Origin of the sequence: Acinetobacter sp. XH1741 (genome assembly GCF_041021895.1) — a bacterium.
Classification (GTDB): Bacteria; Pseudomonadota; Gammaproteobacteria; order Pseudomonadales; family Moraxellaceae; genus Acinetobacter.
In genome coordinates, this window is sequence record NZ_CP157428.1 from 1,599,400 (window position 1) to 1,622,198 (window position 22,799).

Sequence of the window (22,799 nt, forward strand, 5' to 3'; positions counted from 1 at the left end):
ATCGCATTCAAATAAATAGATCAGGTAAATTAATTCGTCATCAAAATGCTACATGATTAAATTTTCTGATAAAGCCCTGCATGGACTGTACCAGCTTTAGTGGTTTTAACTTGTTGCCATGATGCAGGAAGTTGAAGCTGAGATAAATCTCGGTCAGCCTCAACATAAATGTATCCATTCTTTTTAATGTGTGAATCTGCCAAGTGGGCAAGCTCTTGCCATAAATCGAGACTATAAGGTGGATCTAAAAAAACTACATCAAACTGTTCTTTTAAGCGCGGCAAAGCTTGTTGAGCAGTTGCATTGACTAAATGACAATTCTGCGCTTTTAGTAATTGAATATTATCTTTTAAAAATTGTGATTGGGTCTTATCGGGTTCAATCATATAAACAGATGCGGCACCACGCGAAAGTGCTTCAAAACCTAAAGCACCAGAGCCGGTGCAGATATCGAGAACCTGAGCGTTTTGGATGTCCCACATGAGCCAGTTAAATAACGTTTCACGGACACGATCTGGGGTTGGTCTTAAACCCTCAATACTGGCAAATGGTAAAACGCGTCTTTTCCATTCGCCTCCAATAATACGTAATTGATTTTTCATTATTCATCAATCTCATTTGTAACAGGGGCTGCTTGAGGGGCAGAGGCTGCTGTGGTAGTCGTAGCCGCTGCTGGCGTAGAACTAGCAGTTTCACCACCACTTGGGAGTTCACCTGGTTTAATTCCTGCTGTCATAAGACCACCATTGACTTGATGGTTGGCTGGACGAATCGGATTTTTATTGCGGGTTAATAACCAGTAATCAAATATAGGTTTAGCAAGTTGAGCTGCTGAACCACCATGACGACCATTTTCCCAAATGACAGCAATTGCAATTTCAGGTTTATCTGCTGGTGCAAATCCGACAAAGAGACCATGGTCAAGTTGGCGCTCACTAAGAGCAGCTTCATTATAGCGCTTGCCTTGCGCAATACTTTTAACCTGTGCAGTACCTGTTTTTCCGGCAATTTGATAGAGCGATGTGCGAATACCACGCCCAGTACCTGATTGAATTACATCAATCATAGCATCTCGCATTTTTACCCAGTCTTCGTCTGTACCATTGAAATTAATTTTTCCATCTGGTGCATTACGTACTGTAAATGGTTTAGCACCATGTGTTGCGCGTAAAACATGTGGCACCACATGTGAGCCATGGTTTGCTGTAATGGCAGTTGCCATAGCAAGCTGTAATGGAGTTGCAGTAAATGCACCTTGACCAATACTGACTGAAATTGTTTCACCCTTCATCCATTTAGTTTTGCGCGTACGCATTTTCCATTCAGGACTTGGGTATAAACCTTCACTTTCACTTGGTAAGTCGACACCTGTTTTTTGACCAAAGCCAAATTGACGCATCCATTGGTTCATCTGGTCGATGCCCATTTGATTTGCCAAAATATAAAAATAGGTATCACAAGACATGATAATGGCTTTGTGCATGTTCACGATGCCGTGACCAGTTTTCTTCCAGTCACGGAATTTGTGAGAGTCGCCCGGTAAGTGGAAATAACCTGGATCGGAGATGGCAGTAGACCAATCGACAATACCATAATGTAAACCACCCATTGCTTCCATTGGTTTAATGGTTGAGCCTGGCGGATACGCACCTTGAACTGCACGGTTATAAAGAGGTTGGTCTATGTTGTCGCGTAGAGAACTATAATCTTTATGATTAATACCCGTCACAAATAAGTTCGGGTTAAAGCTTGGGCTTGAAACCAGCGCAAGAATTTCACCTGTACGTGGGTCTATTGCAACGATTGCACCACGACGACCAGCAAGTTGCTGTGATGCAACGACTTGTAAACCATAATCTAATGATAAGTATAAGTCGTTGCCACGTGTTGGGTCTTTACGACCTAAATGCCGCAAAATATTACTATGGGCATCTGCTTCTACAGATTCATAACCAGGTGTTCCATGAAGTAGATCTTCATAGCTTTTTTCTACGCCAATTTTACCAATCAGGTTTGTGCCAGCGTATAAGTCTTTATCAATACTTTTTAATTCTTTATCGTTAATACGACCCACATATCCAATAACATGACCAAACAATTCGCCATGCGGATAGTAGCGTGTCATCTGGGTTTCAATTCTAACCCCAGGGAATTTGTACTTCACCTCACTAAACTTGGCAATATTTGTCTCGGTTAAGTTGAGCTTAATTGCCACACGTTCAGTTTTGCGAGCGGTTTTAATACGACTTTTAAAACGATCTACATCTTCTTGAGAGAGTTCTAAAATGGGCTGTAATTGCTCAACAACCGTATCAACATTCTCAACGTCTGCTTTACTTAATGTTGCAGTAAAAACCGGGTAATTATCAGCAAGTAAAACTCCATTTCGGTCATAAATATAACCACGAGCAGGAGGAAGGGGTTGTAAGCGAATACGGTTTTTATCCGATGCAGTCGAGAACTCATCGTAATGGAAAATTTGCAGATAAGCGTAGCGACTGGCTAGCACTAATAAGCAGATAATCACAAGCCCTACGGCAAAAAATATACGACCTCGATAAATGCGCTTTTCTTGCTGGATATCTTTTAAAGGAAAGTGCTGTTTCATACGGATCGACTTAATGACATAGGGTGAGAAAAATAGCTGCTTATTCTAACGCAAGCGCACTTAAAATATTGCATAATTTTCAAAGTTTCAGTCATGAAGCCAATTCGCTTTTTTGACTTTGCAGACAACAAAATTGTAGAGTCTTGTATATAAGAAGCAAAATAATTCTGCTAAAGTCTCTCATTCAATAGAATAGGGTTGTTCTCACCATACGATTAGGGAAAATGGAGAAAATAATGAGAAAAATTTATCCCTTACTTGCAGTTTTGACAATAAGTAGTTGGGCTCATGCTCAAGATTACTCATTTCTTCCAGAGGCAAAATTAGCAGATCATAAAGCATCTACTTGGAATGTAGGCGCAGGTTTTACTCAAAAGTTATTACATCTTAATGGTGAATGGGTAAATCCTTACGGAATTGCTTATGCAAAAGTGGGTGCATTTTTAAATGGTGATAAAACTGCCGGTGGACAAGTTGGATTTCGCTATCCTTACTACCTGACTGGAACAGATAAAAATGGTTATTATATTGGCTTTTATGCAGGACACCTTGATAGCAAAACGGTAGACGGGGAGTCCAAATCTCGTTTAGGTGCTGGTGTCGATATAGCATATGTATTGTTGAATTCAGAAAGGATTAGTACTTTTAGTGTGGGTATTGGTGCAGCTGAAAAATTAACTGACCAAAATGGCGCTGTTGCTGCCGATACTAAACCACAAATTCAATTTTCTTATTCTTTAAGTTTTGGTTTATAAAACAAAGCAGTTTATCGTTAACTCGCCATAAACAGAGCACAAATAAATACGAGAGTCTTACATGTTAGAGTACGTCAGCGGATTGTGGCAGACCTTTTTACACAGACCTGATTTTTGGGCCGTTTTAAGTATCATTCCAGTCACTGCCTTTGTCACATGGGCACATGTATGGATGGCGTTAAAAATGGTGTTTTACCCAATTAAGTTTTGGGGATTTCATCTGGGGCCTTTACCCGTTGGCTGGCAAGGTATTGTGCCACGTAAAGCTGGGCGTATCTCTGGAATTATTACCGATAATACTTTATCTAAATTAGGTTCTTTGCGTGAGTTTTTAGAGGCAATGGACCCTGAAGACATGGCGCGTATTATTGGTGAGCAAGTTGGATTTGAACTTGAGCATTTGATTGATGAGGTAATGATCGATCGTAATGCGGTGCTTTGGGAAAATTTACCTTATTCAATTAAACGTCGTATTTATGCTCAAGCGCATAAACAATTACCAGATGTGCTTAGAGAATTGGTGACTGAGCTGACCATGAATGTGGAGTCACTGGTTGATATGCGTGAAATGGTTGTCAGCCAAATGGAAGGTGACCGCCGTTTAATGGTACGTATGTTCTTAAAAGTTGGGCAAAAGGAAATTAACTTTATTTGGCATATTAGTGCCTTAATTGGGATGTTTTTCGGTATTTTCCAAATGGTGGTCTGGTTTGTGGTACCTTGGCACTGGACAGTACCGTTTTGGGCATCGATCTGGGGTTTTCTAACCAACTGGATTGCGATCTGGATGGTATTTAACCCAATTGAGCCGAATTATATCCGTTATCCGCAAATCTTTAGATTAACAAAAGATCGTAAATTCCCTTGGATTGTACCGGTTTTACGAATTGGCACCTATAATTTTCAAGGTGCTTTCATGAAGCGTCAAGAGGAAGTTTCTGAGGTCTTTTCAAGTGTAGTGACAGAAGATCTGATTACGTTAAAGTCGATTATGACAGAAATGATGTATGGTCCACGTAAGGACAAAACACGTCGTATTGTTAAACGTCATATTAACGAAATCATGGAAACGCCACTTGTTCGAACATCTTTACAGCTTTCTTTGGGCCCAAGAGAGTATGCAAGATTAAAGACGGACTTGATTGATCGTTCAATTGAAATTACGATGGGACCCGTATGTGACCCCGCACTCAATGCAAGCCGGGCACAGAAGATTTTTCAAATGTTTAAAGAGCGTATTCGTGAACTAACACCCAAAGAGTTTCAGAATTTATTACGTCCGGCATTCCAAGAGGACGAGTGGATTCTTATTGTATTAGGTGGGGTAACCGGATTTATTGCTGGTACAATACATTTGTTTGTAGCTTTCTTATAATTCGACGTCGGGCAGGATCTATTGAAGATTAATGAGAGTTTTTCTGCCAGGCTTCATATTCATTGTTTTAAATGAGGATGTTTTTTATGCGCATTATCTTACTCGGACCACCTGGGGCAGGCAAAGGGACTCAGGCTCAGTTGATCTGTAAGCGCTACAATGTCCCACAAATTTCAACCGGTGATATGCTCCGTGCTGCGATTCGTGAAGGTACTGAATTAGGTCTAAAAGCTAAAAGTGTAATGGAATCTGGTGGTTTGGTTTCAGATGAACTTATTATCGGTTTAGTAAAAGAACGTATTGCTCAGCCTGACTGTGCAAATGGCTGCATTTTTGATGGTTTCCCACGCACAATTCCTCAAGCAGAAGCATTGGAAAAAGAAGGCATTAGCATTGATCACGTGATCGAAATTGATGTGCCTGACGAAGAAATCGTAAAACGTCTTTCTGGTCGCCGTCAGCACCCGGCTTCTGGTCGTGTTTACCACACTGTATACAATCCACCTAAAGTGGAAGGTAAAGATGACGAAACTGGTGAAGATCTTGTTCAACGTCCAGATGACCAAGAAGAAACAATTCGTAAGCGTTTAGCGTCTTATCACACTGAAACAGAGCAATTGGTTGGTTTCTACCAAGGCCGTGCAGCTTCTGGTGAAAATGCTCCGACTTATGACAAGCTTGATGGCTTGCGTACAATTGAAGATGTACAAAAAGATTTGTTCAACATCTTAGACAAATAATTTAATATTATTTGTGATAATGAGCCCTCTTTGTGAGGGCTTATTTCTTTTAATCAGTGCGGGAGATGGGTATGAAAATCATTTTGATTTTGGTGGTATTGCTAAGTCTGGCACTATTATTATTTTTGCTATATCAAAGTCAAAAAATGTTGCGTCATGTGCAGAAACAACAGGCTTTGGAAAATAAAAAAAATGGACGAGAACGTCAGCTACATCCCAAATTGCAGCATCTTAAAAAACCTCAGGATTAACTGAGGTCTTTGGTTGGAATTGCTTTTATAGCGCCAAATTCAAAGCGGTCAGGCCAGTTGCAGACATCTGAAACCACGCATTCTGAGCATTTTGGTTTACGGGCGATACAACAGTAACGACCATGTAATATGAGCCAGTGGTGTGCATCTATAATAAACTCTTTCGGAATCACCTTAACCAGACGGTGTTCAACCTCAAGTACATTTTTGCCTACTGCTAAACCAGTACGATTTCCTACACGGAAAATATGAGTATCGACCGCCATAGTCGGTTGTCCGAATGCTGTATTTAAAACAACGTTTGCTGTTTTACGTCCTACACCCGGTAAAGCTTCCAAGTCTTTTCTGTTATTTGGAACTTCGCCGTTAAATTGCTCCATTAAAATCCTACATGTCTTAATGACATTTTCAGCTTTCGCGTTATAAAGACCAATGGTCTTTATATATTCTTTAAGTCCATCTACGCCTAAGTTGTAGATTTTTTCAGCAGTATTGGCGATAGGGTAGAGTTTATCCGTTGCTTTATTAACGCTGATGTCGGTCGCTTGTGCCGATAACATGACGGCAATTAACAATTCAAACGGAGAAGAATATTTTAATTCGGTTTGTGGAGAAGGTCTTTGTTCACGAAGGCGTTCAAAGAAAATTTGAATCTGCTTTTTCGTCATATTTTTGACGGCCATTCAGACCTCCTGTAATTGAGTGAGTTGTTGCTGTAGCTCTTCAAGCTGAAGGCGTTTTTTCACATCTTCGCGCACACTGAGCTGTTTTTCCAATTTTTTAATTTGTGTACGAATTTTAGCTAACTCAATTGTAGTTTTTGCATCAGTTGGCAGAGTTTCTTTAGGTTTCTCGATGAGTTCAATAGAAGGTAATTCATCAAGTGCCTGAGAAAACTGTGCAAACAGTTGAGTATCAATTTCAGCGCGTACGACAGGACCTTTGCGGTGAATGCGGCGTTTTTCTTCACGTTGAATATGTGCGTAGTAGCGCTGTCTTAAATCATTTTGTTCTACAGTACGCTGTTGTTCATTTGGTAGGGCTTGAGTGTCTTCGACCAAATCAATGCAATCTACAGGACAAGGTGGAATGCATAACTCACAACCCGTGCATAGGTCGGTTAAGATGGTATGCATAAGCTTACCACTGCCAATAATCGCATCTACAGGACAAGCACTAATACATTTGGTGCAGCCAATACATTCATCTTCACGAATAATCGCTTTCATTCGCTGTGGGCGACCATCTGCTTGTACAGGCCATACGCTACTTTCAGCAGTGAGTGGAGGGCGATTTAATAGATTTGCCAGAGCATCGGCCACTGGCTGTCCACCAGGAACACATTTATTTGCATCTTCACCTTCGGCAATGGACTTTGCGTAAGGTAGACAGCCGTCACGGTGTCCACACAAACCACATTGTGTTTGTGGCAATAACGCATCAATCTCGCGTATGAGAGAAATAGATGGATTCATAGAGGAAAATAGCTTGCTTAAAACGTTGGGATAATGAAGAAAAACCTAAGTAAGGTCAATGGATTTTAACGAATTTATTGGCTTTTTGATTGACCTAAAATGTAGCTAATATTGCACAATAATAGATCAATAAAAGTGAAAAGATAAATGACTATTTTTGATTTTTAGATAGTTTTTCTAAAATTAAACTTATGATAATTAAGAAAAATAAAATAATTTAAAATAACTATTGTTAAAATTGATGGAAAGGGATTTAATATTTTGCTGCTAAATGATGCATTTTAAAATGTATTGCACCAATTTAATTCATTACTATGCTGAGGACCGTGCATTGAAATACAATAATCTGAATGAATTCCTGAATTACGTGCAAGCGCGTGATCCGCATCAACCTGAGTTTTTACAAGCTGTTGAAGAAGTCATGACAAGCTTGTGGCCATTTATTGAAAAAAATCCGGAATATGCAGAGCAGGGATTACTAGAACGTCTGGTTGAACCAGAACGTGTTATTCAATTCCGTGTTTCATGGATGGATGATCAAGGCCAGACTCAAGTTAATCGTGCCTTTCGTGTTCAATATAATTCAGCAATTGGTCCGTTTAAGGGCGGTATGCGGTTCCATCCATCGGTCAACCTATCTATTTTGAAATTTTTAGGGTTCGAGCAAACATTTAAAAATTCACTGACCACTTTGCCAATGGGCGGGGGGAAAGGTGGTTCAGATTTTAATCCTAAAGGTAAATCTGATGCTGAAATTATGCGATTCTGTCAGTCACTCATGATTGAACTGTATCGTCATTTAGGACCAAACACTGATATTCCAGCAGGAGATATTGGGGTAGGTGCGCGTGAAGTTGGATATATGGCTGGCATGATGAAAAAGCTGAGTAATGACACCGCTTGTGTCTTTACCGGTAAAGGAATTTCATTTGGTGGTAGCTTAATGCGTCCAGAAGCTACAGGCTATGGTACGGTTTATTTTGCAGAAGAAATGCTAAAAACACGTGGGCAGTCTTTTGCTGGTAAAACTGTTTCGGTATCTGGTTCAGGTAACGTTGCACAATATGCTGCCGAAAAGGCAATGTTCTTAGGTGCTAAAGTCGTTACCTTGTCAGACTCGAATGGTACAGTTTATGTAAAAAATGGCTTCACAGATGAATTGCTAGCTGAAGTCATGGAGCTGAAAAACGTTAAACGTGCTCGTATTTCTGAGTTTGCTTCTAAGCATGGTTTTGAATATTTCGAAGGTAAAACACCGTGGCATATTCCTGTAGATATTGCTTTACCATGTGCAACACAAAATGAATTAACTGGCGAAGATGCCAAAGCTCTTATTGCTAATGGTGTCATTTGTGTAGCTGAAGGTGCCAATATGCCATCTACACTTGAGGCAGTTGAGCATTTTATTGAAGCTAATATTTTATATGCACCAGGTAAAGCATCTAATGCGGGTGGAGTGGCAACCTCTGGTTTAGAAATGTCTCAAAATTCGATTCGTTTAAGCTGGGCACATGCCGAAGTTGATGAACGTCTACATGCAATTATGAAAGATATTCATGCCAATTGCGTAAGATACGGTACGAAAGAAGATGGGACTGTAAATTACGTAGACGGAGCTAATATTGCAGGCTTTGTAAAAGTTGCTGATGCCATGCTTGCGCAAGGTATTTATTAACTACCGAAATAAAAAATCCGATGCAAAAGCATCGGATTTTTTTAGTTTAAAAACTTATTTTTTAGGTTTTTTAACCATTTCTTGCTCAACAACCATATCTAACACATCTGCTTGGCTAGATTGATCTGCTGCTGGGTTTTTCACTTCAAAACGTTTTACACGTAAGATAACGCGTTGGTTTGGATTGTGTTCAAAACCTTCGATTTGACCATAATATAATGACCAGTTTTTGTCGGCATAAGTTTTAACGCCTTTGTCATCATATTTAACTTCACGAACTTGCAAGCAAGTTTGTGGTGCAACACCCGTACAAGATTTAGTTTCTGGCGCTACTTCAAGGAAAACAGTTTTACCTTCAGATTGATATTTTGCTTCAGGTGTCATTTTACCTGTGAAAGTATATTTCTGACCTTGAGCATCAACGATTGTCAATGTTGGTTGATCAGCATCTGTTGTATTAAGTTCAAATGGAATCGCACGTTTTTGGAAGAGGCTGCTAGAGAATTGTTCCTGTTTCATTAAAGCAGGTTCACATGCCATCATTGTTGACATTACATCAGCAGTTACGATGGTATTGTTTTCAACTTTCCAAGTTGTGCCTTGACGGTTACAACCCGTTGCGATAGATAAACGGTCATTTGTAAAGTTAAGAACGATCGGCTTTTTAGTATTTTCAGGTTGGTATGACCATGAATAATCAGTTAAAGCTTGAGTATTAGTTGCTTTTACACCTTGGAAAATATGCTTTTGACCTGCTTTATCTGTCACGCTTAAGATTACCTGACCATTGCTATTACTAATTTCGATTGGTAATTTTGCTTCACTAAAGATGCTATTAGACAATTGTTCTTGTTTCATTAAATCGTCTTGGCAAGCCATCATTGTTGATGCAAGAGGAGAGGTAACAAGTTGGTTACCTTCAACTTTCCAAGTACCACCTTGACCATTACAGCCTGTATTAATTGCTAATTTACCGTCAGCATTAAAGTTAAGAACAAGTGGCTTAGATGCTTTTACATTTTGATAAGTCCAAGCATATTCACCTAAAGTCGCTGCAAGGTTTTGTTGTTGCTCAGATACAATTGGAGCTTGAGTATTTGAAACTGTTTGACACGCCATCAAAGAAAAAGGTAATAACGCAAGAATTAAATATTTAATTTTCATTTAAAAAACTTCAAGTAAAAAAACAACAGCACTAAGCTTAAAACATTCTTAAAAAAATAAAATGTAAACATATGATTGTTTCGGTTTTTAAAATGTATAAGTTTGTAAATTATTCGAAATTTTAATAAAAATAATGGTATACCCCGCAAAACGGGGTATTGCCTAAAAATTAATCAAAACGATAAATATCCATACCCAATGAGCCCATTGAGAAGCTGCTGTGAACAATCGTAAAACGATGACCAGTTCCCATCGCAAAAAACAAAGGTGCAAAATGTTCAAGGGTTGGGTGATTACGTTTTATAAAAGGAAGTGTCTGCCACTCTAGTACAGCATCATAATCTTGATGACTGAGTTTACTCACTACGTTATTTCTAAAAGTTGAAGCCCATTCAGGAACTTTAGAGTTGTCTCCTTGCCAAGACAATTCTGCCAAATTATGAGTAATACTTCCTGAGCCGATTAGTAAGATTTGTTTTTCGCGCAAAGGAGCAAGTGTTTGTCCAATTCGATAAATTTCTTGTGCTGTTAAACTCATTGGCAAAGAAATCTCAACAACAGGAATGTCTGCATCTGGATACATGTGTAAAAGAGGCATCCATACACCGTGGTCGCGAGGGCGAGTGCTATTAGCATGAGCAACAAAATGAGCATCTGCCAGTAATTTCAAAATTTCTTCTGCAAGTTCTGGTTCACCAGGTGCACTATAACGAATATCATATAACTCTGGTGGAAAACCACGGAAGTCATGCCATGTTTCTGGGCGAGTCGAACTACTTACTTCAAGCGCTTTACTTTCCCAGTGGGCAGACATCACGATGATTGCCTTTGGGGTAGGTAGATTTATACCAAGACGGTGTAAAGCCGGACCCACTTGCTCTGGATCAAGTGCAAGCATGGGTGAGCCATGTGAAATAAACAGTCCGGGAAGGGTTAGTAGTTCCATTTCATTACACCTGAGTTAAAAGCAGAATAATAGTCATTATGCCAAAATCAGGACATGTTAAAAGTATCCTGATTTCAACGGATTGTTCTTAAAATGAAACGTTTGTTCTTTTTATGCACGGTGATAAGGATGATTATGATTAATGCTCATCGCTCGGTAAAGTTGCTCAATTAATAAAACACGTACTAAAGGATGCGGCATAGTAAGTTTTGAGAGTGACCAATGCCAAGCAGCAGCTTTACGTACCTGATCTGACAAGCCATCTGGTCCACCAATAGCCAGTGCAACATCATTACCTTCAAGCATCCATTGTTTCATGGTATCAGCCAGTTTTTCTGTGTTCAGTTCACGCCCACCAACTTCTAAAGCAATTAAAGTCTCATTAGGTTTCAAAGCACTTAAAATACTTTCACCTTCAATTTGACAGTATTTCAAAATATCTGCTTCTGAGTCATTCTTTCCGCGTTTTGCCATTGGAAGTTCAATGACTTGAGTCTGAACAAAAGGTTGGATGCGTTTGAAATAATCTTCAAAACCGGTAAGTACCCAAGCAGGCATTTTTTGACCAATGGTCAGAATACGAATTTTCATGTTGTCTATTTAGTCAAAACGGCTGACATAGTATACCTGAGCCAATGATAACTTCGGGAAAGCAACTGGGCATAAAAAACGCAGTCCAAAAAACGGTGTTGGACTGCGATCAAATGATCATCTGTCTGGAGTTCAGATGATCATAGAGAATAAAAAAACAAGCCTATCTATGACATAAGATAGCTAAGAGCAAATAATAAAATTAATCACTCTTAGTTCTTATTATGAGGAAGGTTGGATATTTTTCAATCAAATTATGTAACAAAAAAAAGAGAGCCGAAGCTCTCTTTTTTATAATTTCAATTAGTGACGTGCTGCTTTTGAGCCTTCCACCGGTTTTACAATCGGTGTCTTAGGTAAAGGCTTTGGCATCGAGGTTAATGCTAAAGGCAAGATTTCATCAATGCTTTTCACAGCTTTGATTTCTAACCCTTCTTTCACATTGTCAGGAATCTCTGCCAAGTCACGTACGTTATCTTGAGGAATGAAGACGAGCTTAATTCCACCACGATGTGCAGCAAGAAGTTTTTCTTTCAAGCCACCGATACGCATCGCACGACCACCAAGACTTGTTTCACCAGTCATTGCAATATCTGGACGAATTGCAATACCAGTAAACGCTGATACAAGTGCAGTTGTTAATGCCAAACCAGCAGATGGACCATCTTTGGGAGTTGCACCTTCAGGTAAGTGAACGTGTACATCAGTTTCTTCAAAACGAGACGCTTCAATACCCAATTCATCAGCACGTGTACGTACTACAGTCATCGCTGCGGTAATCGATTCTTTCATTACATCACCAAGAGAACCGGTTGTAATAAATTTACCTTTACCTTTTACAGCTGCAACTTCAATAGTAAGTAATTCACCACCAACAGAAGTCCATGCCAAGCCGTTTACACGACCTACTTGCGCTTCATCTTCTGCAATACCAAAGTCAAATTTGTGTGGACCTAGGTATTCAGGAAGGTTAGCAGAGGTAACATCAAGCTGTAAGTTTTTAGACTTTTTACTTACGGCTTCTTTTACCACCTTACGCGCAATTTTAGAAACTTCACGTTCTAAACTACGAACACCAGCTTCACGTGTGTAACGTTGAACAATGTCACGAATCGCTTCTTCATGAATTGTTAACTCTTTTGCACGTAGACCATTGTTCTTAATTGCTTTTGGAACAAGGTAACGTTCAGCAATATTTACTTTTTCATCTTCGGTATAACCTGGTAGACGAATAACTTCCATACGGTCAAGCAATGCTTCTGGAATATTCATACTGTTTGCTGTACAGATGAACATCACTTCAGATAGGTCAAGATCAAGATCTAAATAATGATCGTTGAACTTACTGTTTTGTGATGGATCAAGTACTTCAAGCAATGCAGAAGCAGGGTCACCACGGTAGTCTTGAGCCATCTTGTCAATTTCATCGAGTAAGAACAATGGGTTCTTCACGCCGACTTTTGTTAAAGACTGCACAATTTTACCTGGCATCGCACCAATATAAGTACGACGGTGTCCACGAATTTCTGCTTCATCACGTACGCCACCAAGCGCCATGCGAACAAATTCACGACCTGTTGCTTTAGCTACTGATTCACCGAGTGAAGTTTTACCAACCCCTGGAGGACCTACTAAACAAAGGATAGGGCCTTTGAGTTTTTTCACACGTGATTGAACAGCTAAGTACTCAACAATACGGTCTTTAACATCATCAAGACCATAATGGTCAGCATCAAGAATCTCTTGAGCTTTCGCAAGGTTAATACTGACTTTACTTGCTTTGTTCCACGGCGTATCTAAAATTACTTCTAGATAGTTACGTACAACGGCAGCTTCACTAGAAGCGGGCTGCATTGCTTTAAGTTTACGGAACTCAGCTTCAGCTTTTTTGCGTACGTGTTCAGGTAAATCAGCTTCAGCAAGACGTTTCTCAATTTCAGCAACGTCATCTTCAGCACCGCCATTCATATCGGAAAGCTCACGTTGAATAACTTTCATTTTTTCATTTAGAAAGTATTCGCGTTGATTTTTTTCCATTTGGCGTTTTACGCTGTCATGCAAAGTTTGTTCAATTTGCTGTTCAGCAGATTGATTCATCAAGTAGTTCATCAACTCTTGTAAATGAGCTTCAAACTCATCGTGCTCTAGAAACTTCTGTTTAATTTCAATATTAAGAGGCACACGAGTTGCTACGAAGAACATAAGTTGTAATAAGTCTTCGATTTTATTAGCCGCAGCGACTAATTCACGTGCATTACGTAATTTTGCTTCTGCATATTGAGCAAATAAGTTACGTAACTCTTGTAAACGAGTCTCTTGAGTTGCCTTATCTACATTAATAGTCATTGGACTTAAATCATGTTCAGCAGTCAAATAACTATCTTCATCGATAATTTTTGTGAGCTTAGAACGATGTAAGCCTTCAATAAGTACTTTAATGCAGTTTTCATCATTTTCATGATTAACTACTTGCACAATCTTAGCGACTGTACCGTACTGGTATAAATTGTCGTGATCAATTTCTTCTGTAAGCGAATCTTTTTGCGCAACTACAAATACTAAATTGTCACTGTTACGAGCCACATCAACTGCATTGATCGATTTTTCACGACCCACGAATAGCGCAATTTGCATGTGTGGATAAACCACCACATCACGTAACGCTAATAGTGGTAATACACTTGGAACCTGAGGCTCTAAGTCAGTTTTTTCATTCATAATAAGTTCAGACATGGGCACTCCTAATGAGTGACAACGAGGTTGCCATGTTTTTTATAGTGATGTGTATTTCAAAAATTACAAGGGCATGACAATAGAAAATGTTGAAAAAATGACTAATTTAGTCAACTTTTTTTTAAAAATGTTATGAATCAATAGATTAATTCTTAAGAAGAATAAAATTTTGTAGTGAAGCTAAGCATTTTTACTTAATAATTATTCTTTACGATGTAAGGAAGATAATTCTCTTCTGGTACAAGTTTTTGTTTAGTTTTATTTTATAATTTCTATATCTGTTAAGTATATTTAAAAATTAATTTATTTTATAATTTTATTATTAATGAGGTAATTGCACTATTATTTATAATATACACATGTATTTTAAAATATATAATTGCGAGTAAAAATTTATATTAATAACGATATTTTTTAGAGTTAATATTCTATTTTAATAAAATACAAATGTATTTTTAAAAATATTTATTTTTATTAATTTTATCAAAATTAATCATATATTTAGAGCTATTATTCTATTTTAAAATAAAGTTACAAACTATTAACATAAACTAAACAATATATTCTTTTTTAATTTTTTATTAAATAAATTCAATATGTTGAAATTAACTATAAAATTATATTTTGTGATTAAAGTCTCATATTTTTGAGCGTTTATGTGGTTTTTATATTTACCCTTTAAATTTATTCATTTAGGATGCCGCCTCTTTTTTTGGGCCTGAAAATTATAAAAATGTACTTCTACATTTTTATGGGTCTTTGATTTTGGTATTTGTCTGAGAAGTTTTATGAATAAAGTTTATAAAGTCATTTGGAATGCTTCGATTGGAGCATGGGTTGCAACATCTGAAATTGCAAAAGGTAAAACCAAGACTAAATCAAAAACTTTAAATGTATCAGCGGTGGTTTTAGCGGGCGTAATTAGTTTTGCTCCACATGCCTTTGCAGGGACAAATACCGATGGAGGATTAGGTCAAGGTACATCTATTTCAGGTACAACTTCATGTCGTGAAGGAAATGCGAATACTGCCAATGAAAAAGATGTCGCTATTGGTTGTGGCGCCCAAACTCAAGACAGAACAGGCTCTAACATCGCAAACCGTAACAATCCATATAATAATTCTACGGGTGCTTACGCCGGTGCAATGAAACAAGGTGGAGCAATCAGTGTCGGTACGGGCGCTGTAGTTGAAAAAGGTTTAGGAACAGCAATTGGTTCTTATGCAACAACACAAGGTATTTCAGGTGTAGCAATTGGTACAGGTGCTCTATCTTCAGGGAATACCGCTCTTGCACTTGGACGTCAATCTGCAGCGACTGCCGATTTTTCTCAAGCCATTGGTAATGTTGCAGCGGCTACAGGTAAAGGTTCTTTAGCAATTGGGCATTCGGCAACGGCAGAAGGTTATCGTTCAATTGCAATTGGTTCACCAGATATTGAAAATGCTGACCCAGTTGCAGGACAGGCGGGTGCTGCTTATCAACCTAAAATGGCAACAAAAGCAACTGGTAAAGACTCGATTGCATTCGGTGGTGGTGCAGTAGCAACAGAAGAAAATGCTTTAGCGATTGGTGCATTTTCAGAATCTAAAGGTAAAAAGTCTGTTGCAATTGGTACAGGCGCAAAAGCAAAAAAAGATAATGCAGTTGTGATTGGAGACCAAGCTGAGGCTACTTTTGATGGTGGTGTCGCAATTGGTAAAGGGGCCCGTTCAGAAGCTGAAAATAGTATTGCTGTAGGTAAAGATTCAAAAGCAGTCCAAGCTACAGGTGAAAGTTTCTTAACTAAACAATCAGCTCCAACTGGTGTTTTATCAATTGGTGACGTGGGAAGTGAGCGCCGTATTCAAAACGTAGCAGATGGTGCAGCAGATTCGGATGCTGCCACTATACGTCAGTTAAAAGCCGCTCGTACTCACTATGTCAGTATTAATGACAATGGTCAGCAAGGTGGCAATTTTGAAAATGATGGGGCGACTGGACTTAATGCGATTGCTGTTGGGGTGAATACTTCGGCTGCTGGTCGTGATGCATTGGCGATTGGTGGATATGCACAAGCAATGGGCGTTGGTGCAATTTCAATGGGAAGTAGCAGCCAAACCATTGGCAGTGGTGATGTTGCTATTGGCCGTAATGCATCGACAAAAGGTGCAGCAGGAACGCCGACTGGCTATAGCAATCAGTCGATTGCGATTGGTGATCAGACAAAAGCAATTGGAGATCAGTCAATTGCGATTGGTGCGGATGTCATTGCAAGAGGAAACTCATCTGTTGCCATTGGTGGTGATGATGTAGATAAAATCGCCCAAGATGCCGAGTTGAGTAAAACCTATACAGAAATTACAGGTGGTGTGCTTAAAGCAGGTAAGTATCCAACGACTGAAGCGAATCACGGCTCAACTGCTGTAGGTACTCAAGCAGTGGGTACTGGTGCATTTTCATCGGCTTTTGGTATGACTTCTAAAGCTACGGGTGATGCTTCCTCGGCTTTTGGTGTGATGTCAAATGCTTCGGGTAAAGGTGCCGCTGCATTTGGTGCGGTTGCTCAAGCAACAGGTGACGGCGCATCGGCAATGGGTATTAACTCATTTGCATCGGGTACAAATTCAACAGCAATTGGTTCTGGTAATAAACCAGGTGAAGGTGCAAAAGCAACTGGACACAGTGCTGCTGCAATTGGTAGTGGTGCCCAAGCAACAGGCGATAACTCGGCTGCAATTGGTAAAGGGGCTGAGGCTACAAACGAAAATGCTGCTGCTGTAGGCGGCGGTGCAAAAGCAGCGGGTAAAAATGCTGCCGCTATTGGTGGTGGTGCAATTGCTGACCAAGAAAATGCAGTTGCAATTGGTCAAGGTGCTCAATCATTGGTTGAAGGTGGTGTAGCTTTAGGCGCACGCAGTAAAGTAGAAGCTAAAAATAGTGTTGCTTTAGGTCAAGATGCTGTAGCAACTGAAGCGACAGGAAGTTCTTTCCTCACGAATCGCGATGCTTCTAAATCTAATGGTGTTATTTCTGTTGGATCGGCTGGAAAAGAACGCCGTATTACCAATGTTGAAGATGGTTCGGCTGACTCGGATGCAGTAACAGTACGCCAGCTTAAAAATGTTGATGGACGTGTAAATCAAAATGCGAGCAATATTAGTAAAAATGCTCAGAATATTACCAATCTAAATCAAAAGTTAGATGATACAAAAACTGACTTGGGTAACCAGATTACGGATACAAACACCAAGTTAAACAATACCAAAGATCAGTTAACAACTCAGATTAACGACACTAAAACTGAGTTAAACAATACGATTGGTAATACGAAAATTGAACTGAATAGCAAAATTGACAACACCAAGACCGAGCTTGAAAACAAAGGTTTGAACTTTGCTGGCAATAGTGGTGCAGACGTACATCGTAAATTGGGCGAGAAGCTCAATATTGTGGGTGGTGCAGCTGCTTCAACACCAGCTTCAAAAACAAGCGGTGAAAATGTCATTACCCGTACCACTCAAGATGGCATTCAGATTGAACTGTTAAAAGACTCGAAGTTTGACAGTGTGACTACTGGCAATACTACTTTAAACAATAATGGTCTGACGATTAAAGACGGTCCAAGCATTACTAAAGATGGTATTAATGCTGGCGGTAAACAAATTACCAATGTAGCTGATGGTGTAAATGCTAAAGATGCAGTAAATGTTGATCAGCTAACCAAAGTAAAAGATAACTTGAATGGCAAAATTACTGATACAAATAATCAGTTAAATGATGTGAAAAAAGATTTGGGTAATCAGATCGCAGATACCAACAAGAATTTAAATGATGCTAAGAATGATCTTGGTAATCAGATTACGGACACCAATACCAAGTTAAACAATACCAAAGATCAGTTAACAACTCAGATTAACGATACTAAAACTGAGTTAAACAACACGATTGGTAATACGAAAACTGAACTGAATAGCAAAATCGATAACACCAAGACCGAGCTTGAAAACAAAGGCTTGAACTTTGCTGGTAATAGCGGTGCAGATGTACATCGTAAACTTGGCGAGAAGCTCAATATAGTGGGTGGTGCAGCTGCCTCAACACCAGCTTCAAAAACAAGCGGTGAAAATGTCATTACTCGTACCACTCAAGATGGTATTCAGATTGAACTGTTAAAAGATTCGAAGTTTGACAGTGTGACTACTGGCAATACCACTTTAAACAATAATGGTCTGACTATTAAAGATGGGCCAAGCATTACTAAAGAAGGTATTAATGCGGGTGGTAAACAAATTACCAATGTGGCTGATGGTGTAAATGCTAAAGATGCAGTCAATAAAGGTCAGTTAGATGATCTTGCTGCCAAGCAAAATGCAACTGATGATGCTGCAGTGAAATACGATGATGCTAAGACCAAAGACAAAGTTACCTTAAAAGGTAAGGACGGTACGGTTTTAGATAACGTGAAAGCAGGTAACATTTCATCGACTTCAAAAGAAGCAGTAAATGGTAGCCAGATTCACAATATTTCAAACAGTATTAAAAATAGTATTGGTGGCAATACAGTTGTAAATCCAGATGGTAGTTTGACTACGAATAACATTGGTGGAACAGGCAAAAACAACATCAATGATGCAATTAAATCTGTAGATGACAAAGTTACAAATGGCATTAAGGATGTTGAAAACAAAGGCTTAAACTTTGCTGGTAATAGCGGTGCAGATGTACATCGTAAACTTGGCGAGAAGCTCAACATTGTGGGTGGTGCAGCTGCCTCAACACCAGCTTCAAAAACAAGCGGTGAAAATGTCATTACTCGTACCACTCAAGATGGCATTCAGATTGAACTGTTAAAAGACTCGAAGTTTGACAGTGTGACTACTGGCAATACTACTTTAAACAATAATGGTCTGACGATTAAAGACGGTCCAAGCATTACTAAAGATGGTATTAATGCTGGCGGTAAACAAATTACCAATGTAGCTGATGGTGTAAATGCTAAAGATGCAGTTAATAAAGGTCAATTAGATGATCTTGCTGCTAAGCAAAATGCAACTGATGATGCTGCGGTGAAATACGATGACGCCAAGACCAAAGACAAAGTTACTTTAAAAGGTAAGGATGGTACGGTTTTAGATAATGTGAAAGCAGGTAATATTTCATCGACTTCAAAAGAAGCAGTAAATGGTAGCCAAATTCACAATATTTCAAACAGTATTAAAAATAGTATTGGTGGCAATACAGTTGTAAATCCAGATGGTAGTTTGACCACAAATAACATTGGTGGAACAGGTAAAAACAACATCAATGATGCAATTAGTGAAGTGAAAAATACTGCAACTAAAGCAAAAACGACTGTAACTGAAGGTGACAACATTGTAGTAAAAGAAACTGTAAATAAAGATGGCAGTACTAACTACGAAGTATCAACCAAAAAAGATCTGATATTAGACAGCGTAACTGCGGGCGATAGCGTACTTAATCATAATGGTTTGACTATTAAAGATGGTCCAAGCATGACTAAAGATGGCATTAATGCTGGCGGTAAGAAAATTACTGATGTCGCGAACGGTGTGATTGCACAAAACTCTAAAGATGCTGTAAATGGTAGCCAGATTCACAATATTTCAAAAAGTATTAAAAATAGTATTGGTGGCAATACAGTTGTAAACCCAGATGGTAGTTTGACTACCAATAACATTGGTGGAACGGGTAAAAACAACATCAATGATGCTATCAAGTCTGTAGATGACAAAGTTACTAATGGTGTAAATGACTTGACTCAAAAAGGGTTGAATTTTGGTGCGAATGACCAGAAGGCAACTAAAGGTAAAGCTGTCCACCGTAAGCTTGGTGACACCATCAATATTATGGGTGGTGCTGATGCAGAAATTGCTGAGGATAAAACCAGTGGTGAAAACATCATTACTCGTACCACAGAAGATGGCATCAAAATCGAAATGCTAAAAGATGTGAAGTTCGACAGTGTAAATGTCGGTGGTCATATCTTGAATCAGCAAGGTCTCATCATTAAAGACGGTCCAAGTGTCACAATTAATGGTATTGATGCGGGTGGTAAAAAAGTTACCAATGTTGCTGATGGTGTAAATGCCAAAGATGCTGTCAATAAAGGCCAGTTAGATAAGCAAATTAATGATGTTAAAGATCAAATTGGTAAAGATATTGGCAAACTTTCTGATCATGCTGTGCAGTATGACAAAGATAAAAATGGCAATGTCGATAAGAACTCAGTCACTTTAGGTGGCGGAGATAAAGGTACAAACCTGAAAAATGTAGCTGATGGTAAAGTTGCTGAAGGTTCTAAAGATGCCGTAAATGGTGGCCAATTATGGAATGTTCAAAATCAAGTCGATAAGAACTCGAATGATATTAAGAACATTCAGAACAATATTGACAACATTTCTAATGGTAAAGCTGGTTTAGTTCAACAGCAAAAACCAAATGGTGAAATCACGGTTGGTAAGGATACTGGTGGTACTAGCGTAAATATGGCTGGTAAAGACGGTGACCGTGTTGTCCAAGGTGTCAAAGATGGCGAGATTAAAGCCGGTTCGAACCAAGCCGTAAATGGTGGTCAGATTCACAATATTTCAGACAGTATTAAAAACAGTATTGGTGGAAATACATCAGTAAATAGTGATGGTTCAATCACGACTAAGAATATTGGTGGAACGGGTAAAGACAATATTAATGATGCGATTGGTACATTAAATCAATCTAACCAAGAACTGGGTAATAAAATTACCAATCTGGGTGATCAGTTACAACAAGTGTTCTATGACACCAATAAACGTATTGATGACGTTGAGAAAAAAGCCAATGCAGGTATTGCCGCTGCAATGGCCCTAGAAAATGCACCCTTCGTAGCAGGCAAATATACCTATGCTGTGGGTGCGGCATATCATGGTGGTGAAAACGCAGTTGGTGTGACCTTACGTAAAACCTCTGACAATGGCCGTTGGTCAATCACAGGTGGTGTGGCAGCTGCTTCTCAAGGTGAGCCAAGCGTTCGTATTGGTATTAGTGGTGTTATTAACTAAGAAACTGGTTAGGAGAGTAGCAATGCTCTCCTTGCTCGACAGATTAAAGAGATTATAGAGATGAACAAAACAATCCAAAGCTTAGTCGTAGCAGCCTTTGCTGGTTTCGCGGTGACAACTTATGCAAATGAACCCGTTCAACAACAGGAAATTCATTTTCCTGCAATTGAAAAAAGTTATTTAAAACAAGTAAAACGTTATGAATACCAAGATGTTGCTCGTTTAGATGCAGGACTGAATAAAGATCAAATTCGAGCTTTATTGGGTAATCCACAATTTAGTGAAGGTCTTTTTGCAGTAAAAATCTGGAACTATGTACTTGATGTTCGTATTCCTAATACGAACCAATATCAACGTTGTCAGTTGCGTATTGATTTTGATAAGCACTATTTGGCAGAGCGTTTATCATGGAAAGGTGAAGCATGTGAAGGCTTGGTTGCTTGGGGGGAAAATAATCAGGTACCAGCGCATAGCAACTTAATAGGTGAGCGTACAGCCAGTGTGTTATTTGCTTTTGATCAGTTTGATGCTAAAGCGATTGAACAAGGAACTGATAGCGTTACTAAAGTTGCTGAACAAATCAAGAAAAGTGGGGCAACAACTCCTATTGTAGTTTCGGGCTTTACAGATCCTTTGGGTAAATTTAGCTATAACCAGAAATTGTCTTCTCAACGTGCTAATACGGTTGCCAAGCTATTGGTAGAACAAGGTATTGAAGCAAGCCGAATACAAATACATGCAAATAGCCAAACCGATTTATATAAGCAGTGTAGCGGTAACAATAGTTCACAAATTATTCAATGTTTAGCACCAAATAGACGTGTTAATATTACTTGGTAAAACGGTCTGCGCGAAAAAGTCACCATCCTCTAAGATGGTGACTTTTTCGTTTTAGGAGGCTAAAAAATAAAAAACATATATTTAAACCTATTCAGTTTATAAATTTAGATAAACATCATTTCTTTAAATAATAAAAGAGCCATGAAGCCATCAACCTCTCTAGTGTTTAGCACCTGCTTTGATGTTCTAAAGTATAACTAATCAATATATGAATGCTGTGTAACAAACCTCTAGCTCTATAAAAATTTTTACAATTAAAATTTTGTCTATATAAAAAATATTTTTAAATTTTTTCATGGAAAAGTTTAATATTTTAAAAGTATATGTTTTATTTATAACTTAAGTGGGATTTAAATAATTAACATAAGAAAACCTTTCAATGCTCGCAACTTTTATTTTTATAAGAATTTTATAATATTTTTTTTCTATTTAAGTGTTTATATATTGTTCATTTTTTTAAGAAACTTTTCCCATTACTGATTTTTTGTGTGATTTATTTCTCATTTTTTCTCTGATATAGTGCGCGAAAATTGCTATACCTTTTGCTTTTTGAAACTTTATGTAACTTAAGGTAAGCATCGTCTATTTTGTGTAAAAATGCGAGTA

At 38.6% G+C, this 22,799-nt stretch carries 15 protein-coding genes; 7 read left to right on the forward strand and 8 right to left on the reverse strand.

What is annotated here, in order from left to right; all coding sequences use genetic code 11:
- Positions 1 to 56: 56 nt before the first annotated feature.
- On the reverse strand, positions 57 to 602 hold the full coding sequence (gene rsmD / locus ABLB96_RS07725; RefSeq protein ID WP_348896009.1) for a 16S rRNA (guanine(966)-N(2))-methyltransferase RsmD: 546 nt from the start codon (positions 600 to 602) through the stop codon (positions 57 to 59).
- On the reverse strand, positions 602 to 2,608 hold the full coding sequence (mrdA, locus tag ABLB96_RS07730; RefSeq protein WP_348896008.1) for a penicillin-binding protein 2: 2,007 nt from the start codon (positions 2,606 to 2,608) through the stop codon (positions 602 to 604). Before mrdA ends, rsmD begins: the two co-directional genes overlap by 1 nt.
- Positions 2,609 to 2,844: 236 nt before the next feature.
- Here mrdA and ABLB96_RS07735 point away from each other — a divergent pair, with 236 nt between their 5' ends.
- From ABLB96_RS07735 to ABLB96_RS07750, 4 genes are all read left to right on the forward strand, one after another.
- Positions 2,845 to 3,363, forward strand: coding sequence for a hypothetical protein (locus ABLB96_RS07735; protein ID WP_348896007.1), 519 nt, complete (start codon positions 2,845 to 2,847; stop codon positions 3,361 to 3,363).
- A 61-nt stretch (positions 3,364 to 3,424) separates the two neighbouring features.
- The gene (locus ABLB96_RS07740; protein WP_348896006.1) at positions 3,425 to 4,738 is read left to right on the forward strand and encodes a hypothetical protein; all 1,314 of its coding nucleotides are present in this window, start codon (positions 3,425 to 3,427) and stop codon (positions 4,736 to 4,738) included.
- An 86-nt stretch (positions 4,739 to 4,824) separates the two neighbouring features.
- Positions 4,825 to 5,478: an adenylate kinase gene (gene adk / locus ABLB96_RS07745; protein ID WP_002117671.1), complete on the forward strand. Its 654-nt coding sequence runs from the start codon at positions 4,825 to 4,827 to the stop codon at positions 5,476 to 5,478.
- A 71-nt stretch (positions 5,479 to 5,549) separates the two neighbouring features.
- Positions 5,550 to 5,729, forward strand: coding sequence for a hypothetical protein (locus tag ABLB96_RS07750; RefSeq protein WP_348896005.1), 180 nt, complete (start codon positions 5,550 to 5,552; stop codon positions 5,727 to 5,729).
- Here the strand turns inward: ABLB96_RS07750 and nth are convergent.
- Both nth and ABLB96_RS07760 read right to left on the reverse strand, forming a co-directional pair.
- Positions 5,726 to 6,412, reverse strand: a complete 687-nt coding sequence (gene nth, locus ABLB96_RS07755; RefSeq protein ID WP_348896004.1) for an endonuclease III — start codon at positions 6,410 to 6,412, stop codon at positions 5,726 to 5,728. The genes ABLB96_RS07750 and nth overlap by 4 nt on opposite strands.
- The gene (locus tag ABLB96_RS07760) at positions 6,413 to 7,204 is read right to left on the reverse strand and encodes an RnfABCDGE type electron transport complex subunit B (RefSeq protein WP_348896003.1); all 792 of its coding nucleotides are present in this window, start codon (positions 7,202 to 7,204) and stop codon (positions 6,413 to 6,415) included. It abuts the gene before it with no gap.
- A gap of 271 nt (positions 7,205 to 7,475) precedes the next feature.
- Here ABLB96_RS07760 and gdhA point away from each other — a divergent pair, with 271 nt between their 5' ends.
- Entirely contained in the window at positions 7,476 to 8,879 is a 1,404-nt protein-coding gene (gene gdhA / locus ABLB96_RS07765; RefSeq protein ID WP_348896002.1) for an NADP-specific glutamate dehydrogenase, read from the forward strand.
- 54 nt (positions 8,880 to 8,933) lie between these two features.
- On the opposite strand, the gene ABLB96_RS07770 is transcribed toward gdhA, so the two are convergent.
- From ABLB96_RS07770 to lon, 4 genes are all read right to left on the reverse strand, one after another.
- Positions 8,934 to 10,043: an META and DUF4377 domain-containing protein gene (locus tag ABLB96_RS07770; RefSeq protein WP_348896001.1), complete on the reverse strand. Its 1,110-nt coding sequence runs from the start codon at positions 10,041 to 10,043 to the stop codon at positions 8,934 to 8,936.
- Between the two features lie 169 nt (positions 10,044 to 10,212).
- Positions 10,213 to 10,989, reverse strand: a complete 777-nt coding sequence (locus ABLB96_RS07775; protein WP_348896000.1) for a class III extradiol ring-cleavage dioxygenase — start codon at positions 10,987 to 10,989, stop codon at positions 10,213 to 10,215.
- A 111-nt stretch (positions 10,990 to 11,100) separates the two neighbouring features.
- Positions 11,101 to 11,580 (reverse strand): 23S rRNA (pseudouridine(1915)-N(3))-methyltransferase RlmH, encoded by a 480-nt coding sequence (gene rlmH / locus ABLB96_RS07780; protein ID WP_348895999.1) that lies wholly within the window; start codon positions 11,578 to 11,580, stop codon positions 11,101 to 11,103.
- Between the two features lie 303 nt (positions 11,581 to 11,883).
- Positions 11,884 to 14,313 (reverse strand): endopeptidase La, encoded by a 2,430-nt coding sequence (gene lon / locus ABLB96_RS07785; protein ID WP_348895998.1) that lies wholly within the window; start codon positions 14,311 to 14,313, stop codon positions 11,884 to 11,886.
- Positions 14,314 to 15,101: 788 nt separating this feature from the next.
- Between lon and ata the strand changes: the two genes are divergently transcribed.
- Both ata and ABLB96_RS07795 read left to right on the forward strand, forming a co-directional pair.
- Positions 15,102 to 21,353, forward strand: coding sequence for a trimeric autotransporter adhesin Ata (ata, locus tag ABLB96_RS07790; protein ID WP_348898537.1), 6,252 nt, complete (start codon positions 15,102 to 15,104; stop codon positions 21,351 to 21,353).
- A 60-nt stretch (positions 21,354 to 21,413) separates the two neighbouring features.
- Entirely contained in the window at positions 21,414 to 22,193 is a 780-nt protein-coding gene (locus ABLB96_RS07795; RefSeq protein ID WP_348898538.1) for an OmpA family protein, read from the forward strand.
- Positions 22,194 to 22,799 lie beyond the last annotated feature (606 nt).

What these genes read in the sequence shown, in the direction of transcription:
- rlmH (WP_348895999.1), bottom strand. Translation starts at nt 11,580, where the DNA reads ATGAAAATTCGTATTCTGACCATTGGTCAAAAAATGCCTGCTTGGGTA.
- ABLB96_RS07770 (WP_348896001.1), bottom strand. Translation starts at nt 10,043, where the DNA reads ATGAAAATTAAATATTTAATTCTTGCGTTATTACCTTTTTCTTTGATG.
- gdhA (WP_348896002.1), top strand. Translation starts at nt 7,476, where the DNA reads ATGATGCATTTTAAAATGTATTGCACCAATTTAATTCATTACTATGCT.
- ABLB96_RS07775 (WP_348896000.1), bottom strand. Translation starts at nt 10,989, where the DNA reads ATGGAACTACTAACCCTTCCCGGACTGTTTATTTCACATGGCTCACCC.
- ABLB96_RS07735 (WP_348896007.1), top strand. Translation starts at nt 2,845, where the DNA reads ATGAGAAAAATTTATCCCTTACTTGCAGTTTTGACAATAAGTAGTTGG.
- rsmD (WP_348896009.1), bottom strand. Translation starts at nt 602, where the DNA reads ATGAAAAATCAATTACGTATTATTGGAGGCGAATGGAAAAGACGCGTT.
- adk (WP_002117671.1), top strand. Translation starts at nt 4,825, where the DNA reads ATGCGCATTATCTTACTCGGACCACCTGGGGCAGGCAAAGGGACTCAG.
- ata (WP_348898537.1), top strand. Translation starts at nt 15,102, where the DNA reads ATGAATAAAGTTTATAAAGTCATTTGGAATGCTTCGATTGGAGCATGG.
- ABLB96_RS07750 (WP_348896005.1), top strand. Translation starts at nt 5,550, where the DNA reads ATGAAAATCATTTTGATTTTGGTGGTATTGCTAAGTCTGGCACTATTA.
- nth (WP_348896004.1), bottom strand. Translation starts at nt 6,412, where the DNA reads ATGGCCGTCAAAAATATGACGAAAAAGCAGATTCAAATTTTCTTTGAA.
- lon (WP_348895998.1), bottom strand. Translation starts at nt 14,313, where the DNA reads ATGTCTGAACTTATTATGAATGAAAAAACTGACTTAGAGCCTCAGGTT.
- ABLB96_RS07740 (WP_348896006.1), top strand. Translation starts at nt 3,425, where the DNA reads ATGTTAGAGTACGTCAGCGGATTGTGGCAGACCTTTTTACACAGACCT.
- ABLB96_RS07795 (WP_348898538.1), top strand. Translation starts at nt 21,414, where the DNA reads ATGAACAAAACAATCCAAAGCTTAGTCGTAGCAGCCTTTGCTGGTTTC.
- ABLB96_RS07760 (WP_348896003.1), bottom strand. Translation starts at nt 7,204, where the DNA reads ATGAATCCATCTATTTCTCTCATACGCGAGATTGATGCGTTATTGCCA.
- mrdA (WP_348896008.1), bottom strand. Translation starts at nt 2,608, where the DNA reads ATGAAACAGCACTTTCCTTTAAAAGATATCCAGCAAGAAAAGCGCATT.